We start from the raw sequence: 17325 nt of genomic DNA on the forward strand, positions 1-17325 counted from the left end.
TATCGGATATGAAAAACCAGATTAAGAAATATATCAAGGACTTGTTACAGAGAGCTGACGAACAAGATAAAGGACTCAGTCAGCAAAAGCGAAAGATTAAATGGATGGTCATTCTGGGCATCCTATTCATGTTCTATGTGCTGTCATTTATGCAATCCCACCTGTCCCTTAACCACCATTTGATGAAGGCCCCAAGCGGAGAGCCGGTGGCAGATTCCTTGGGCAATGACAGCACCCAACGGCCCCAAAGCCCCTTTGCCTTGCCCGTCGATTCATTTGAGCAACTACTAAACCAGCAAATCCATGAAGAAGCAGATTAAACAACACAAAGCCCTTTTTATCCTGCCATTGGCACTCTTACCCTTTATCGTACTGATATTCTATATTCTGGGAGGAGGGAGTCCGGTGAGTGACACTAGCCAAAGCGCGAGCTCAAGCGGTGCCAACTACCAATTGCCCGATGCCAACAGGGATATTGCCATCATGGACAAGCAGGAGGCATACCGGCAACTAGGGGAAGAAACGGTGGTAAAACCAGTCCAGTTGGATATTGACACGACCATGGTGCTCAATCCTCTAGAATTGACAGAGAACATGCCTGAAGAGCAAATCAATGAAGTGCTATTGGCACATGTCAAAAAACAGGAGGCACAATCCCGGGAAGCCTTGCAAGGCCAAAATCACCTAATGCCCCAAAGTCCAACAACGCGAAGGGATAATACAAACGCTGAACCGGTGACAAAAGAGTCGGATACCTATCGGACATACACTGGTTCACCTAAAGCGAGAAGAAGTTCCTATATATCAAACGATATGGAGCAACAGACCCTGACTCAATTACTAGAGGAGCACGAACGTTTACTTCGCCAGAATGACTCCTTGAACCATCAGCTTCAAAAGGCGACTGCCAATAAACAGGCGGTAGAGATTCAGGCCAGGTTGGATGTGCAAATCAACACAAATAGCGGCTTTGAGCCTGTGACACAGTCAAGGCAAGGTATCAAAGCCCTGGTCGTGGAAGATACCAAGGTATTATCCGGTAACCGGGTCATGCTGCAGCTGATGAACGATGCAGTTATTGGGGATAAGACCATTCGAAAAGGCACCCTGATATATGGCCTTTGCAAAACAGAGAATGAGCGCTTGCAGCTAGTCATTACCAGCGTTCCCTATCGGGATGCGTTTCTGCCGGTCAAGCTGAGCGCGTATGACCTGGATGGCATCAGAGGGCTTTACGTGCCGGATAACGTGCAGCGCAAGGCCTATAAGGATGTGGCCGGTGATGTGAACCCATCCGTTTTATTGTCACCATCGGACCATCCCTTGTCATACCTGGGGGTTAGTGCAGCAGCTGACCTGAGCAAGACCATGGTTAAGCGGGTCAGGCTAAAGCGGGTCTACCTGAGAAAAAACACGGTCCTGATACTTAAAAATGATAAATCCCTTAAAAACTAAGATGATGAAACTATCACTGCTATTGCTATTATTCCTTATGCTTCAATTTGAAACATTCGCACAAAACCATATTCAGGTGGCGGAGCACTCAACGGTGCATATCATCTGCCCCGAAGCCGTCAGCTACGTGCAGGTGGGCAGTCCTACTAAACTATTGGCCGAAGCCATTGCAGATTATCCCCATCTAGTGCGCATCAAAGCCCTGACTGCCATTAGCGATACCAGTTCGTTAACCCTGGTGTGCGGCAATGAGCTTTATGCCTTTCAGGTGAGCTACAACAGGCAATGTGCCTTACAGCTGAATCTGGACGATTTTAAAGGTGATGCGATACAAGAACAACAAGGAACTACCATGCCTTTGCATCAATTGCTGGCGTGCATGCGACAATTACAAGCTTCTAACAGTCGTCGAAAGCCCATCAAGTCAAGCAAACAGGAGCGGATAGAATTACTATTAGACGATATCAGGGTCAGGCAGGAACTACTGTTTGTTAAGATCACGATAAAGAACCACTCCAACCTGGTGTACAAAGCCAATGTGCCTGTTTTTATGATGCGCAATAGACAGCCAAAGAAAGCCGCTAATGTGCAGAAATACCTGCTGGAGCCCTGGCGTGTCTCTGAATCTGAGCTGATGGTTACACCACAGGAAGCAAAGACCGTGGTATTTGTTTTTAAAAGCTTTTCTATCCCCAAACACAAACAAGTGGAGGTCCTCCTGCAGGAAGAAACAGCCGCTTACACCGGGCGTGACCTGAGCCTCACCTTTGACAATAAAGCCATTGTCAAGGCGAAAGCACTTTAAACAGGAAGGCAAAATAGAAGGCACAAGGAACACAATACTCTAAATCTAAACAAAAAAAATGTCACAATCCGAAGGCATACAATTGATACGACTGCATGAAGCCTTTCGCTTTATCAGCTACCTGTTGTTACTGCTATCGTTTTACCTGACCTGTCAGGATTATTTTGTGGCGCAAAACTTTTATTTGAAAGGATTGGACTTTGTCTTTGAAAAGCTGCAGCAATTAAGCTTTCTCTCCCAATTGATTCCTTCCAAGCTATTGACCCTGGGCGTACTGCTCATCACCTGTATGGGCACCAAAGCACAGAAACAGCCGGACTTGAAAGTAACGCTGATAGTGCTGCAAATTCTATCGGGCTTAACAATATACTGGGCGAGTTTATGGTTACTGCCTCAGCAGCCATTGGTTTATATGCTCAGCTCCCTAATTGCCTTTGTGATGGTCAACGTAGGTTTTGATAACGTCAGTAAGCTCATCAGTGTCAACCTGATGAAAGACCGCTTTAATACGGGCAATGAGAGCTTTCTGCAGGATGAAGCATTGAGGACCAACGAATGGTCGGTGAACCTAAGAAGTGAGTACGTTTATAACTGTAAAGCCCGTCATGGCTGGATCAATGTGGTCAACCCCTTTCGGGCCAGCATGGTCATAGGTACGCCGGGCTCAGGTAAGTCCTATAGCGTGGTGCAGCCCTTTATCTCGCAACATCTGCGAAAAGGTTTCTCCATGTGCGTTTATGATTTTAAATACCCCGATTTGTCCGCCTTGGCCTATACGCAATACCTGCGTGGCAAAGTCAATGGACGCCTGCCGGTTCATACGCAATTTTGTGTTATTAACCTGGATGATATCCGTAAGAGTCAGCGCTGTAATCCGCTGGCGCCAGAGCTGATGGATAGTCCCATTGATGCCTTTGAAGCATCCCGCACCATTCTTTATAACCTGAACCGCGAATGGATACGCAAACAAGGGGAGTTCTTTTCCGAATCCGCCGTTACCTTCTTTGCTGCGGTAATTTGGTTTTTAAAACGCTACGAAAAGGGCAGATACTGCACTTTGCCTCATGCCATTGAACTATTGCAGCTGGACTATGATGAGCTCTTTGATATCATGGCCACCGAGCAGGATGTGGTGAACATCATCAACCCCTTTATCAATGCCCATCAGCGAGGCGCCAGTGAGCAGCTGGAAGGGCAGTTGGGTAGCCTGAAGATTGCCATCTCCAAAATCATCACGCCTGAAATCTACTGGATTTGCTCGGGCAATGATTTTACCCTGGATATCAATAATCCGGCATCCCCCAAAGTGCTTTGCCTGGCCAATAACCCCTTACGCATCGAAATCTATGGAGCCGTGCTCTCTCTGTTTATCACCCGCATGCTGAAGATCATCAACAAGAAGGGGCAACGACCATCCTCCTTAATCTTTGATGAGCTGCCCACCATCTATTTCAGAGGCTTGGACACACTCATTGCAACTGCCCGTAGCAATAAGATATCGACATTACTGGGCATACAAACCATCGATCAGCTGGTGAGGGACTATGGCAAGGAAGCGGCCAACGCCATCCTGACCAACATTGGCAATGTATTCTCCGGCCAGGCTACAGGCGATACGGCGCGTTACATCCAGAGCCGCATGGGTAAAGTCTTACAGGAGCGGCAGTCGATAAGCATTAACCGGGCCACTCAGTCCTCTACCATCTCCACACAGATGGATTACCTGGTGCCGGAAGGGAAGATAGCCACCTTGCCGCAAGGCTATATGGTGGGGCAGGTGGCTGATAGTTTTGAGCAGCCCATCACTCGCAAGAGCTTTAACGCCCTTATCAAGCCACAGATGGTGAATACCCAAAAAGAAATAGCCATGCCGGATTATTACGCTTTTGATAATAAAGAGAAGGTGCTGGAAGGCAATCGGCTGCGCATCTATAATGATATCCAAAGTATCTGCAGGCAGCGGATATCACCAGGTTGAAACCGACTATTGTTAAACCCTTAAATACAGAAATGATGGAACAAAAAACACGTTATGGACTGGATGAAGTGCCCATGGACAAACTGGAAAAGATGGGCATCAAAAGAGACTTCATCGACAAGATGGAGCAGAAGGAATTGACCGATTTTTTGAATGGGTTTCGTTCGCAGAAGTTGTATACGGTCAGTGCCAGAATCAATGACGAAAACTACCGCATACCGGCGAAGATAAGACTTCAGCGAGAGGAGGGAGAGATCAAAGTACGCATCCACCCGATTCAACGCCTGCATATACCGGATAGCTTTATGGGGCATGCCTTTTCAAAGGAAGAGAAGGCGGCCTTGCTGCAGGATAAAAACATCGGGAAGACGATTGAACTGCAGGATTTCTCCGGAAAGAAAGATAAGTACTATATCGGCATTGACGCCAAGACCAATGAGATTATCCCCCTAAAACAGAAGAATATTCAGATAGCAGATGCAATCAAAGGGGTGACCCTGACCGCTGCTCAGAAGGAAAAACTGTCCAATGGCGAGAAGGTGCAGCTCAAGGGTATGACCGGCCGTAACGATAAGAAGTTTTCAGCTACGCTGCAGATTAATCCGGCGGAGCGGAATATCGGGTTCAGCAATTTCAAGCAGGAGAAAGCTGCGACACAGACACAAGAAAAATCCGAAACACAAAAGCAGGGAAAAACTGCCAAAGTGGGTGGATGATTATAGCTGATTAATAGTCGAAAGGAAAAGTGGAAACGTCCTCTTTTCCTTTTTTTTAGCACTTATTTTTAACCCCAAAGAAGAGCTGATAGATACCTCTTACGAAGTGGAAGCAAGATGTGTTTTTTAGTACCTAAAAAACGAAAGGACTTGCCCCGTGGGACCGAAATGAATAAGAGTGAAAAAACAACAAAACCTTAATCATGACACCAAGAAAATCCCCAAAACAGCTGCGGACTATTCAGTTTAAAATCTACCTGACGGAAGCGGAGAAGCAGAAGATTATAACCAGCGTTAAGCAGGAAAAACACAATTCCATCAGCGACTATGCCCGTGAACGACTCTTGAAGGATCGTCTGTCAAAACGGATAACGGTCAGTGCCGAATACATTCGCATTTTTAAAACGATGGATTATAACCTGACCAAAATAGGCACCAACCTGAACCAGGTGGCACACAAGCTCAATGCCTACAATACCTATATGCTGACCGATGAGGATGGACAAACCTTCAAGGCATGCTTTGAACACTTAAAAAACTGTTATGTCTTATTGGGGCAGCACCTAAGAAAGATCAACTAGTGGTTATTAAAATCCACCAGACCGCCTCCACCAAAGACGCCTTTTACTACAATGAGCAAAAGGTAATGGAGGGTCATGCGCAATTTTTTCACAGTAAGAACACCACTGAATTAAGGCCTTTTGCTTATCCATCATCTCAACGTTTAGGGCAATTACTGGCAATAGAGAAAGGCAATAAGCGTTGTCGGAACAAGTGCTTTCATGTATCAGTGAATCCGACAAACGAAGAGTTAGTGAAACTCACCAAAGAAGGCTTGAAAAAGGAGATAGATGCTTTTATGCAGCACATGGGCTATGGCCATCAGCCATACTTTGTGTACGAGCATGCAGATTTGAAACGCACGCATTTTCATATTGTATCTACACGCATTGATGTAAAAACCAGCAAGAAGATAAAGGACAATAATGAGAAGCGTAAAGTCCATCAGTTTATCCAGGGACTTCAGCAACGCTATGAATTGGAAACGACAGCGAAGCTGGATAAACTACAACTCATTCCAACCATCAATAGTCCGAACCTACATGAAGGGATTCAACAAGTGTTTAAACTGCTCAATCTGTCCAATATTCAAAACCAGCAGGAATACCTGGATATTCTGAAAGCCTTTAACCTGGAACTCTACCAGACGGATAAAGGTCAATCAGTTATCATTAAAGACCAGGACGGTCAGATTTTGCGCCATCCCATAGCACTATCTCAGTTTAAGGAGCCACCCAACCTAGATACGTATCAGACGCAAAAAACTAATGAAGAACTGCAGCGTGAATTGAGACACAAAGTGGAGAGTCTGCTTAAGGAGCTGAATAGAAACTACCGTTTTTACACCATCCATGAATTGCGAGAGGCGTTTGTAAAGAATAACCTGTTGCCGTATCAGCTCTCAAAGAATGGCAATCTGAATATCTACGCACCATTGGACAAAACGGTGGTGGATGCGCAACAGTTATTAAAAAGATACAGGATGCGTTTACAAACCTTTGTTTTAAGCAACGACCAGTTTCACAGTATGATTCGTGAGTTGACCCATCAACTAGAGCAAAAACATGTCAATATTACTGAAGCCATACTTGATAAAGAACAATCGACTATAGGCGATTGTGAAAGCCGAAATCTTGTATTAAAAGAGCTGAATTTAAACGATTGTGAAGTCTATAATCACCTGGTGTCGCAGCTTGATAGTCAGGAGCAGGCAACCGTTCTTGAAGCCATCAAATCCCATTTGATATTTATGATGAATAAGGCGATTGATAATGCACATTCAACTTCCGAGTCCTACAACAATATACAGGATAGAAGCCGATGGGAGAAGTTTAATCACCAGTTTATGATAGAGCTGTTGAATTATCGGGATTGGGAAAACAGAAGAGATAAAACTCAACGGAAAGGATTAAAGAGAGCCTGGCGCAAAAAGGGACTAAGAAGGTAATAATAAGGTAAAATAAAATTTCCAAAAAGTACTATATTTGTAAAATATATTTTACTGTATGCCCAAGAAAAAGATTGTCATATTACCCAAAACAAAGCGTATTCTTACGGAAATGGGTGAAAACATTAAGTTAGCCCGCTTACGTCGGAAATTGAGTGCGGAGCAGGTAGCGGAGCGTGCTAATATAAGTCGCCCGACCTTATCAGCTATTGAAAAAGGTAGCCCCACAGTGAGTATGGGTGCCTATTTAATGGTTTTGCAGGTGCTTGGTCTGGAAAAGGACCTTGGTCTTTTGGCAAAGGATGATGAATTGGGTCGAAAACTGCAAGATGCAGAAATAAGCACAGCCAAACGGGCACCGAAACGATAGGATGAATAATGATGGATGATAAAAGAGAAATACTGGTTTATGCACATTGGACTGGGATGGACGAGCCACGGCCGATGGGTATATTATACTCAGATCGGTTAAAGGGCAAGGAGCTGTTCTCATTTGAATATAATAAACAATGGCTGAAAAATGAAGCTGTACAAACGTTAGACCCGGGTTTGCAACTGTATTCAGGCCTGCATTATTTAGGTGAAGAGCAATCAAATTTTGGTATTTTTCTGGATTCATCGCCCGACAGGTGGGGACGTATCTTAATGCGCCGCCGGGAAGCAGCTTTGGCTCGTAAGGAAGAGCGTGAGGAGCAAAAGTTATTTGAAACGGATTATTTATTGGGTGTTTTTGATGAGCACCGCATGGGCGCTATACGCTTTAAGTTACATGAAGATGCCCCGTTCCTAAACAATAACAGGGAGATGGCAGCTCCTCCATGGACTTCATTGAGGGAGTTGGAGCAGGTGAGTCTTCGATTGGAGCAGGATGATGTGATGGATGACCCTGATTATTTACGTTGGTTAAGCATGCTGATTGCACCGGGTGCTTCATTGGGTGGTGCCCGTCCCAAGGCAAGCATCCTTGATGACAAGGGTGCACTCTGGATAGCAAAGTTCCCAAGCCGAAATGACCAGGGAGACATTGGAGGCTGGGAAATTGTCACCTATGAATTGGCTATTGCGGCCGGTATAAATATGGCAGAATCAAGAGCTCAAAAGTTTTCGTCTAAACATTATACGTTTTTAACCAAGCGATTTGACCGGACGCAAGGAGGCGAGCGCATACATTTTGCCTCAGCGATGACCATGTTAGGCTACACTGATGGGCAAGATCATGCGGACGGTATCAGTTATCTTGAACTGGTTGAATTCATTCAAAACTATGGTGCAAATGTAAACAATGATTTGGCTGAGCTGTGGCGACGCATTGTCTTTAGTATTTGTGTATCTAATACAGATGACCACCTTCGTAACCATGGTTTTATACTTACAAATCAAGGCTGGGTGTTGTCCCCTGCCTATGACATCAATCCGGTTGAAACAGGAATGGGCTTAAAGCTAAATATCTCGGATGAAGATAATGCGCTTGATTTGGATTTAGCCTTAGAAGTAGCTGAGTATTTCAGGCTAAGCGAACAACATGCACTTGTAATTATTGACGAGGTGAAAAATGCCGTCAGTAAGTGGAGAAAAGTGGCTGACAAATATGGTCTTTCCAGAACAGAACAAGAGGTAAAAGCCATGGCATTTCGAATGGCTGAATTGTGATTGTAGTGTTTTTATAACAAACTATTTTATGCAGTAATTCTGTTAAAGGAGGTGCTTTGTAATCTGTTTTCTGACCCGTTTTGAAACACCACTATCATGAGCAATTGAATCCCAATGGCTTATGGCTTCACGCACTTCTTCGATAATTTGGTTTGCCTTTTTAACTTTGAATGTTTCGGCCAGTTTGAGCAAGTGTTCTTTGTCTGGGTTTTTACTTTCACCGGCAATCATCGTACTATGAAAGCCATAGGCTGAATGAGAAAAAGTCAGGTCATAGGCCGGGGCAAAGCGCCATTGTCCTTTCCCATTCATTAAAAAAGCAAAGTTCTTACTGTGGTCATCGCGGTTATGCGCAAACACATTGAAGGCGGCCAGGCGAAGGACTTTCTCGTAGGCATTTACATGGCGCTCCAACTGAAAGGCACAATCCATCAGGTGGCCGTAATCCATGGTACTCATCCGAAAGTTGTCGTGCATGATGCCACTGGCGGTATGCATATGTAGGCGATGTCCCTGGATGCGATCAAAACGCTTGGTGCCAAAATAGGCTTGTCCTGATTGGCCATGAAATAACTGACATTCATTCATTTCAATTCCAGCAGCCAATGCCATTTGATAATAAGCATATTCAATATGGGCTATCTCCTGATTATCCGAGAAGGATGGGAATTTAATGATCCAATCTTCAAATCCTTCCGGCAAATCATTGACACCATGAATGAGTTCTGAAGAATTCTTATTATACCCAACCAGTATTTTGGGGCGTGCACCACCTGAAGAACCACCGATTGCAAATAGCTCATCTAAAAGCTCTGTACTTTCACCTTTTAGCACGTGTGACATTTCCTGAGCCACCATATCTAATTCTAATTGTTTCTGATACTCTTTATCTTCAAATTGTGGCCTGTAGCTTAGAGACCCCATGCCTTTATCGCCCACATAAGCCAATCTGTCCAAAGGTGTTAATCGATGAATGTCAATGCCTTTAGAGCTGAGTGTTCGGTCTAAAAGCAAACGCCCCCAACCATCTGGCAGTGAATCGTTGAATACACCATAGAGGCCATCAAAGGGCTCTTTACTGGTAGTATTAATCTCACTATTAAAGGGCAATCGGATTGGGGATATATTTAAGCCGCTTCTAATAAAATCAAGATGATAGCGAAAGTAAATAGTTTGATTGTTGATGACCAATTCCCCAACTTCATAGACCTTACCTTCGATATTCAGTGAGACCAGTATGTTGCTTATCTGATCCATCATTTAGTGTTTTGTTGAAAATAATCGTTCCAACTCCTTTTTATCCTCTCGGGGTGTGAAAATAGTATCAAAATCAGATAAACGATTAAGCAGGTTGGCCAGTTTCAATAGGGACTCTAATGAAATCTGTCCGGTCGTCTCAAAACGCTTTAAACTTCCAAGAGATACACCGGCTCGATCAGCCAACTCGGCTTGAGTCAGTTTGAGTTGTTTTCGCAGAGCTTTATGGCGCTTGGCCAGTTCTTTACAGACGCTGTCAGGAGTGGATGAAATAGTGTACATACGGCTAAAATATTAGCTAATATACTATAAATATTTCAATATTGCTAATATGTTAGCTACATATTTAAGGAAGAAGGAGTAGAGGTGATGGCAAAAAGAACTTACTTACATCAATGATTTTGACAGGAACTACAGAATAGAAATTGAGGTAGTTATTGTTTAACCCATATAAATGAAACATTTTTGACTCAAAAAGGAGGCTTCCGATTGGAATTGCCTCCTTTAATTCGTTAAACCGAACCTTAGTTAATACTATCATCCAGAGCTTTACCTGCTTTGAATTTAGCTACATTCTTAGCAGCTATCTGTATTTCTTTACCTGTTTGAGGGTTTCGGCCGGTGCGGGCTGAGCGCTCAGAAACAGAGAATGTACCAAAACCAATTAATTGGATGCTTTCTTTTTTAGCCAAAGTTTCTTTGGTTGTTTCCACAAAGGCATTGATTGCTTTTTCGGCATCTGCTTTAGTTATGCCTGCTTTTTCAGCAATAGCTGAAACTAATTCTTGTTTATTCATATCTAATCATATTTAAATTTACTAAAGGTATATATTTTTTATTCATCTTAATCTGATGCTAGTTTATAAACAAATTAGGGTAACAGTCTAATTGATGAATAGGTATAGATACTAGATAAATTACCTATGTAAATCGGTATTATGCTAATTTGTTTTAGGTAGTCAAATTTTGATATTTGCATTTATAACACTCATGGTTATCATATTTAATCGAAAATAGCCTTAAAGTTATTTTGGGAAGATACCGGAATATTTTGGGGATCTTAAAAGGTGACAGGTGGGTGAACATTGTTTGCCCACTTGTTTTGTTGGCTTCTTCTTATCGGGATAGTCTTTAAATAATAAATGGTTTAAGGATGGTAATGAATGAAGCATATATACAAATCGCTCAGGCCTTAGAAACTCAGCTTGCTGAGTTGCAGTACAAAGAGCAAGAGCCACTGTTGCTGATGGAAGAAGCCATTGGACTGATTATATTTGCACTTCTTGAAATGAAAGAACAGGTATTAATTGAGGGATTTAATTGTTCTAAAAGCGAGGTTAATTTTTTTAAAGAAGTAAAACCAAGGGTGTATGGTCAACTCATTTATTATCTCAAATTGATGAAGGTGGAAACACTTCGTTTGGCATTGGCTAATGATGGACAAGTCCATTACTTATCATCAACAATTAAGGAACTTGAACAGTATTATATAAAGCATGCTGATTTATACCGGTATTATCGCTTGAATATGGATTACATGGATGAACAATATTTCTTGCGTACCTGTAACAGTGAGGTGAAAGATTTTGATCATATTCATCAAATGTTGGATGCCCAGTTCACTACCGCTCAAGACCAGGTGTGGGCTACATTTATAGCTCATGAACAATTAATTCGTCATCTTGAAAGTGAGTTGACGCAAGTTAAACAAGGAAGAGATAAGCGTAAGTTAGATAAATATCAACTATTAGAAGATTCTTCTTTATCTTGGACAGATTCAAAGGTTGCATTGGTAGAGCTAATATATGCGATGCATAGTGCTCGGTCAGTCAATGATGGGCGTTTCGAGATCAAGAAGATGGTGCGTTTGTTTGAACTTATATTTAATATTGAATTAAGTGATGCCTATCGGGTGTATATTAATATCAGGAATAGAAAGATTGAACGCACTCGCTATCTGGATCATCTAAAGCAAAGCCTTATCAATCGCATGGATGAACAGGACAATAAGGATATAAATAATGCCTAACATATATTGGAGTATCCCAATTATTAAATAATTTTGTGATGAAGAAAAGACTTAGTTAAATTAAAATATAGCTTGTAAGCTTTTATTCTGCGTACTAGAAAATCGTCAAAAATAATGCGTCGCAGGAATATTAGCAGATCACGCATGGCTTTGCGTGGACTGTTCGTATTTGCGACGCTGGGTGTTTGACGATACCTCTAGTACAGATATTGTGACGGTTCCACGCTCTTTTTTTGCCATCCTTATCTAAGCTATATGAATTCACTAAAAAAAGTAGATTTTTCAGGTGCTGACCTTTTTGTACCCATGTTAGAGTGTTTACATGGTCAGGTCATTGCCAATTGTCCTTTTAAGAAATATTGGAACTTATCAATACAAGAACGACTTAAACTCCTCAAGAATATGGATGATATCGAGCGTGATTATTTAAAGCGTTTTCACCAAGACTGTGTTCTTAATAAGTATCATTAATACTGTATTTGTATTGTCATTCTTTTGTACTATTAGAAATATACCTCACTCCATCTAAATTGCGTCAAAGTTATTCATCGCCGGCTTGAAAAGTCAAGTGCGGCTGAATGTGTTCATTCAAGGCCAGCCGTCCTCCGGAGGCGTTCAGTTTTAGCGATAGCCAAAACTGACATGCCCACTTGACAAGTATCTAGCCGGCTCAATGGTATATGCCAAAATTTAATGGCGTGCCAGAAGCCATAATAAATCTGTAAGGCAGCAGTGAAAACAATGAAAAACTTTGACATTTATGAATCAGTCACCAATCTTATTATTGAACGATTAGAGCAAGGAGTTATTCCCTGGGCAATGCCATGGAAAACTACGGATTCCATTCCAAGGAATCTGATTTCGAAAAAGCCCTATCGTGGATTTAATTTTTGGTATCTATTAAGCTTTGGTTTTGAGCAACCTTACTTTTTGACCTTTAATCAGGTAAAACAATTGGGAGCTTCTGTTAAAAGAGGTTCCAAGTCATTTATGGTTATTTTTTGGAAGCTATTGGAAGTAACAAAGGATGGTGAAATTGAGGAAATACCGATGCTTCGTTATTACCGGGTCTTTCACATAGATGATGTTGAAGGCGTTGATGCAGGTAAAATACCGGATGATTCGGCTTTTATTCATAACTTTGAAAGGATTGACTCTTGCGAGCAAATCATGAAGAACTGGGAAGATGCTCCAATAATTAAACGTGGGATGAATCGGGCTTGTTATTTTCCTTCAATAGATGAAATACACATGCCCGATGCCAAACACTTTTTCAAAGATGAGGAGTATTATTCAACCTTGTTTCATGAGGGAGTTTATCCAAACTAAATTATTATCCTAACATTCACATTTAGATGTCAGATATTCAGCTATATATAAATTTAAGAGTTGAGATAATATTTTTTTTACTTCAGCCCTAAAAAATCTACAAGTGAGTCCGTTTTTTTGACCCTTTTCCACTTTTTCACCATCTTTTTGGCAATATCATCTTCTATTGTCTCCAGGGCCTTTGCTTTTTGTTCTGTAGATACACCAACATATCCCATTGTGGTATTTATATCTTCATGGCCTAACAATTTCTGTATCATAACAATATTCAAACCTTCTTCTAACCAATGGGTTGCCCGTGCATGCCTAAGGCTGTGAGAATGCAGATTCTTTGGGATATCTGCGCATTTTTTGTTTGCTATTGATGTGTATAGTTTCAGTCTTTTATCAACAGCCGCTTGGGTGAGTTTCTTTTTTCCTCCGCCATAATGAGAGAAAAACAAAAAATCAGCTGGATTTGGTGCTGAGCCGTGAAAGGTTTTTATATAAGCCTTTATAATCGTAGCAACTTCGGGCAGGATAAATATTGTTCTACGTTTTGATCCCTTACCCCAAACGGTAATACAATCTTTATTTTTTCCATCAAGATTTAAGGAAGATATAGTTAATGAAAGGATTTCATCTATTCTGGTTGCCGTATGATAGATTAGGTTAAACAGTGTAAAATCGCGTTTCCCTATAGCTGTTTTGAGATTAGGAGCTGCAAACAAAGCTTTCACTGCATCTTTGTTGATTTCATCCTGCCTTTTTTCGGGCTTCTCATCGCTTTTATATCATATACTTCTGCTTCGATTTGTACAAATATTATATTTCTGCGACTCAGGTATTTGATAAAGCATCTCAAGCATGCTAGCCTATGATTACAAGTTGAGTTGCTGCAATTACGCTTGTCTTTTAACCATATCATCCAGGCTTGTATATATGAGCGTGAAAAACAACCAGATGACAGGTTGTTGGGTTTGACTGATTTCTCATCTTCCAGGAACCGGATGTATAAAGTCAACGCTTCGCGGTAGGCTTTTAGCGTATTTGTACTATTCGCCCTTACTTCAGGCAAATATGAGCCAAACCAATCATGCATGGCTGTAGCTATTATTATGGATTCAGATTGTGTCTTCATTAGAAAAATAGTTTGTTAAATCAGGTAATAACTTGTGATATTCTTCAGCTGTTAGTTCTTCCAGTTGTTCTGCAAACAATGGTGCCAGCTGATAATAGTAGCAAGTACTGCTTATGTTACGATGTCCCATGCTGCGGCTTAGATATAATAGTTTGTCAAACCATTCGGGACCGGTGTATCTCCAGTTATTAATATTTTTGACTGCATAGTGGCTACGGAAGTCGTAGCATCTTGCATAATCATTTGAAACTAAACGCCACATACGAACAAAATTATATGACTCCCACAACCGGTTGTATGGTTCATCATATTCATTAGGAAAAAAGTAATTACGATCAGGCATAAGTGCCGCCATTGCTTCATCATATCGTATCAATAGGTCCCACATCGTTTGGTGCAGTGCTATACGATGTTGGTCTAAACCTTTTGACTGGCTGACATTGATGACCCCATTCTTTAAGTCAACATCACCACTCTTTAATAGCCTGGCTTCCATCGTACGCATTCCGGTACTATAAAGCAATCGATAGAAAACAGGGATTTCAATCTTCCTGATTTTAGCAACTTTGTCACTCACATGTTTTGTATCCTTGAACGAGTCTGTAATTTTGAAGAATGCCTGCAATTGCTCCGGTCTAAAAGGATATGGTGTGTATTGCTTCTTTGACCAAGGTAAAAATTCCGGTAATCTTACGTCTGTCCAGCCGCGGCCATTTGCATACCTTAAAAATGAACGTATCGGTGATATCCTTTTATTATGGGATTCTGACGATTCTGTAATACGTTTATCACACCACCCGTTAATGATATTTTCAGTTATGGTTGTTGCGTCCTGATGGTGTGTTGCACAATAATCGTTAAAAAATCGGAGGTACTCCAGGGAGCTGTCACCCATTGCGTTAGATGCTTTCTTGTAGGACATGTACTTGTTCAGTAAATCGGACACTACAGACGAAGGCAAGTCTCTGTCTGATACAAAAATACGGTCAGGTCTCCTTTTTCGTAAGGATGTCGGGAGCCTGAGTGCCGTCAAATTATATTTATTCGTATATCTCAGGAATGACCGCATAACTACAACACGTGCATTACGGGATAGTATCGTTTCTGTTTCACGTTTGGCACACCACTTGGTCACCATTTCATCACTTAACTCTTTAGCCCCCGGATAATATTTGTGGCATAAACTATTGAACGAACTCAAATTTGCACATGCCGATATTCCAATACCACCATGTGCCTTTCTATATGATACATACTTATCCAGCAGACCGGATATTACAGAAGGATGATTTTTCATGGTAATACCTCCTTTCCCAACGGAAACATTTCGATACTTAAACCGCATTCCCTCAAACGTTTCAGGTCTGCATCAATATAAGGGTTAATTGATTCAGCAGAAAGGTGTCCAAGTATGTCACTAATGACCCTTACTTGCGCTCCGTTCTCTAATAATTTGGAAGCGATGTAATGACGAAAGATCCTAACTCCCCGCTCGCCGCCATTCGTTCTGATATTTAGCTTTGCTAAGAAACGAGCGGCAACACATCCAATACTTCTGATTTCAAGAACCTTGTCGGGACAATGTATGTTAACGAATAAATTGTTGATGGTTTCCCTGTTAATGCGTTCATGCTTAATGTAATCGAATATAGCATTACCTACAACTGCACGTAGTGGCAACTTCAGAGGGGCTCCTGTCTTTGACTGGGTCAGTGTTATTTGGTCTTTACGCCAATCAATATCAGAAACGCACATCCGGGCAATATCACTACCGCGCATGCCTGTATACATTGCTACTGATATGATGGCTTTGTCTCGTAAGGAGATCTTTTCACTACCATCATCTTCCAGACCACTCTTTATCTTTGCAATCTCATTGTCTTCTAAAAACTGAAAATTCTGTCTTCTCTTTTTTATTTCCGGTAGGGATCTAATAATACGGTTGCATTCTTCCCAGGATTCAAAGCCTTTGTTCGCCTTAAGGACGGCTTTTATATTCTCTCGATAAGATTTTGATCTTATCAGGCGTTTCCCGTCGTGAAAGAACATCAGTATCTGGGATTCTGTTATCTCAAACAACTTACTGGCTCCCTGTTCCTGCATGGCACACAGGAATGCAGCGCAATTAAGTGCCTCTGCATGGATTGTCTGCGGGCGCTTTTCAGTTTTTGACGCTGCTAATTTGTAGTTATCTACAACAGCTTTGAAGTCATCGTTAATTCGCGTGTACCCACATTTACGATAAAGAGTAGGACCAAATGAAATCTTGTTCGGGTAATGTTCAAATTCGTCAAAGCCTTGAATCGTACGCGTCATAATTCTGCTAAATTTCAAAGATCTTTTACCTGAATACAATCCTTCCTCTGATATACAGTTTCTATAAAATTCTGCATAGGTTTGGAATCGGTTCTCATTCTCAAAAAGAAGATTAAGGGTCCTTTTTATACCCCTAATATACTGGTTGCTATAACCATGCTGAACCAGATAGTTTAGCAACTTCGGATGTGATTTTTTCAATTGTGTTATGTTCATATCGTTGGTAGCTGTCCTTAGTTACAGCTACTAATAATATAGCGAATGAATTGAAATATTATCCGAACTTTCGATGCTTATAGCGTCTGTATATAAGAACATTAAAGAAAATGTTGGGATAATAATTTAGTTGGGATAAACTGCTTTATCCAAAATTTAGGATAAGGCAGTCCACAGCACAGGCCATCGCAAGCGTTTAAATCGCCATCAAAAGTTTCCCAATCTTAATTTTGGAAGTAAGGACTATAGTATCGAAGAATTAGTAGCCGAAATGGGAGCAGCTTACCTCTGCGGTATCAGTGGAATTGAAAATGTCACCATTGATAACAGTGCAGCCTATATCGAAGGATGGTTGAAAAAGCTGAAGAGCGATAAGAAGTTCATTGTATCAGCAGCCAGCTTGGCACAACATGCAATTGATTACATTTTAGGTCAATAGCCAAATT

The 17325-nt window shown here is 41.5% G+C and carries 18 protein-coding genes and 1 pseudogene; 12 read left to right on the forward strand and 7 right to left on the reverse strand.

Annotated features, from left to right (window positions below):
- Positions 1-8: 8 nt before the first annotated feature.
- The 9 genes from KEM09_RS04830 (at position 9) to KEM09_RS04870 (ending at position 8612) form a co-directional block, all read left to right on the forward strand.
- A complete protein-coding gene (locus KEM09_RS04830; protein ID WP_212226254.1) occupies positions 9-320 on the forward strand; it encodes a hypothetical protein in 312 nt (103 codons plus the stop codon).
- Positions 304-1455, forward strand: a complete 1152-nt coding sequence (gene traM, locus KEM09_RS04835) for a conjugative transposon protein TraM (RefSeq protein WP_212226255.1) — start codon at positions 304-306, stop codon at positions 1453-1455. Before KEM09_RS04830 ends, traM begins: the two co-directional genes overlap by 17 nt.
- A gap of 1 nt (position 1456) precedes the next feature.
- On the forward strand, positions 1457-2260 hold the full coding sequence (locus tag KEM09_RS04840) for a DUF4138 domain-containing protein (protein WP_212226256.1): 804 nt from the start codon (positions 1457-1459) through the stop codon (positions 2258-2260).
- 58 nt (positions 2261-2318) lie between these two features.
- Positions 2319-4238, forward strand: a complete 1920-nt coding sequence (locus KEM09_RS04845; protein ID WP_212226257.1) for a type IV secretory system conjugative DNA transfer family protein — start codon at positions 2319-2321, stop codon at positions 4236-4238.
- Positions 4239-4270: 32 nt separating this feature from the next.
- Positions 4271-4954, forward strand: a complete 684-nt coding sequence (locus KEM09_RS04850; RefSeq protein WP_212226259.1) for a DUF3945 domain-containing protein — start codon at positions 4271-4273, stop codon at positions 4952-4954.
- A 203-nt stretch (positions 4955-5157) separates the two neighbouring features.
- Positions 5158-5535, forward strand: a complete 378-nt coding sequence (locus KEM09_RS04855; protein ID WP_212226264.1) for a plasmid mobilization protein — start codon at positions 5158-5160, stop codon at positions 5533-5535.
- Positions 5535-6962, forward strand: a complete 1428-nt coding sequence (locus KEM09_RS04860; RefSeq protein ID WP_212226275.1) for a relaxase/mobilization nuclease domain-containing protein — start codon at positions 5535-5537, stop codon at positions 6960-6962. Before KEM09_RS04855 ends, KEM09_RS04860 begins: the two co-directional genes overlap by 1 nt.
- A gap of 58 nt (positions 6963-7020) precedes the next feature.
- Positions 7021-7332: a helix-turn-helix domain-containing protein gene (locus tag KEM09_RS04865; protein WP_212226276.1), complete on the forward strand. Its 312-nt coding sequence runs from the start codon at positions 7021-7023 to the stop codon at positions 7330-7332.
- 8 nt (positions 7333-7340) lie between these two features.
- Positions 7341-8612, forward strand: a complete 1272-nt coding sequence (locus KEM09_RS04870; protein ID WP_212226278.1) for a type II toxin-antitoxin system HipA family toxin — start codon at positions 7341-7343, stop codon at positions 8610-8612.
- 42 nt (positions 8613-8654) lie between these two features.
- Here the strand turns inward: KEM09_RS04870 and KEM09_RS04875 are convergent, their stop codons facing one another.
- The 3 genes from KEM09_RS04875 to KEM09_RS04885 all read right to left on the reverse strand — a co-directional run bounded on the left by KEM09_RS04875 (position 8655) and on the right by KEM09_RS04885 (position 10666).
- Positions 8655-9872, reverse strand: a complete 1218-nt coding sequence (locus KEM09_RS04875; protein ID WP_212226281.1) for a type II toxin-antitoxin system HipA family toxin — start codon at positions 9870-9872, stop codon at positions 8655-8657.
- Positions 9873-10151, reverse strand: coding sequence for a helix-turn-helix domain-containing protein (locus KEM09_RS04880; RefSeq protein WP_212226284.1), 279 nt, complete (start codon positions 10149-10151; stop codon positions 9873-9875). It abuts the gene before it with no gap.
- A gap of 242 nt (positions 10152-10393) precedes the next feature.
- Complete coding sequence (locus KEM09_RS04885; RefSeq protein ID WP_212191679.1) at positions 10394-10666, reverse strand: HU family DNA-binding protein; 273 nt, start codon at positions 10664-10666, stop codon at positions 10394-10396.
- Between the two features lie 362 nt (positions 10667-11028).
- Between KEM09_RS04885 and KEM09_RS04890 the strand changes: the two genes are divergently transcribed.
- Positions 11029-11898 carry an RteC domain-containing protein gene (locus KEM09_RS04890; protein ID WP_212226287.1) on the forward strand — a complete coding sequence of 290 codons (870 nt, stop codon included), beginning with the start codon at positions 11029-11031 and terminating at the stop codon, positions 11896-11898.
- 741 nt (positions 11899-12639) lie between these two features.
- On the forward strand, positions 12640-13227 hold the full coding sequence (locus KEM09_RS04895) for an ArdC-like ssDNA-binding domain-containing protein (protein WP_212226290.1): 588 nt from the start codon (positions 12640-12642) through the stop codon (positions 13225-13227).
- A gap of 77 nt (positions 13228-13304) precedes the next feature.
- On the opposite strand, the gene KEM09_RS04900 is transcribed toward KEM09_RS04895, so the two are convergent.
- From KEM09_RS04900 to KEM09_RS04915, 4 genes are read right to left on the reverse strand one after another with little or no spacing between them, the layout of a single operon-like run.
- Positions 13305-13946 (reverse strand): tyrosine-type recombinase/integrase, encoded by a 642-nt coding sequence (locus KEM09_RS04900; protein ID WP_212226293.1) that lies wholly within the window; start codon positions 13944-13946, stop codon positions 13305-13307.
- Positions 13943-14347: a site-specific integrase gene (locus KEM09_RS04905; protein ID WP_212226296.1), complete on the reverse strand. Its 405-nt coding sequence runs from the start codon at positions 14345-14347 to the stop codon at positions 13943-13945. The genes KEM09_RS04900 and KEM09_RS04905 overlap by 4 nt, the downstream gene beginning before the upstream one ends.
- Positions 14331-15692 carry a tyrosine-type recombinase/integrase gene (locus KEM09_RS04910; RefSeq protein ID WP_212226300.1) on the reverse strand — a complete coding sequence of 454 codons (1362 nt, stop codon included), beginning with the start codon at positions 15690-15692 and terminating at the stop codon, positions 14331-14333. Before KEM09_RS04910 ends, KEM09_RS04905 begins: the two co-directional genes overlap by 17 nt.
- Entirely contained in the window at positions 15641-16663 is a 1023-nt protein-coding gene (locus KEM09_RS04915; RefSeq protein WP_212226302.1) for a tyrosine-type recombinase/integrase, read from the reverse strand. Before KEM09_RS04915 ends, KEM09_RS04910 begins: the two co-directional genes overlap by 52 nt.
- A 394-nt stretch (positions 16664-17057) precedes the next feature.
- On the opposite strand from KEM09_RS04915, the pseudogene KEM09_RS04920 reads away from it, so the two are divergent.
- A pseudogene (locus KEM09_RS04920) lies at positions 17058-17318 on the forward strand (zincin-like metallopeptidase domain-containing protein); the annotation flags it as partial.
- Positions 17319-17325: the final 7 nt, after the last annotated feature.

The organism is Carboxylicivirga mesophila, from assembly GCF_018271975.1.
GTDB lineage: Bacteria > Bacteroidota > Bacteroidia > Bacteroidales > Marinilabiliaceae > Carboxylicivirga > Carboxylicivirga mesophila.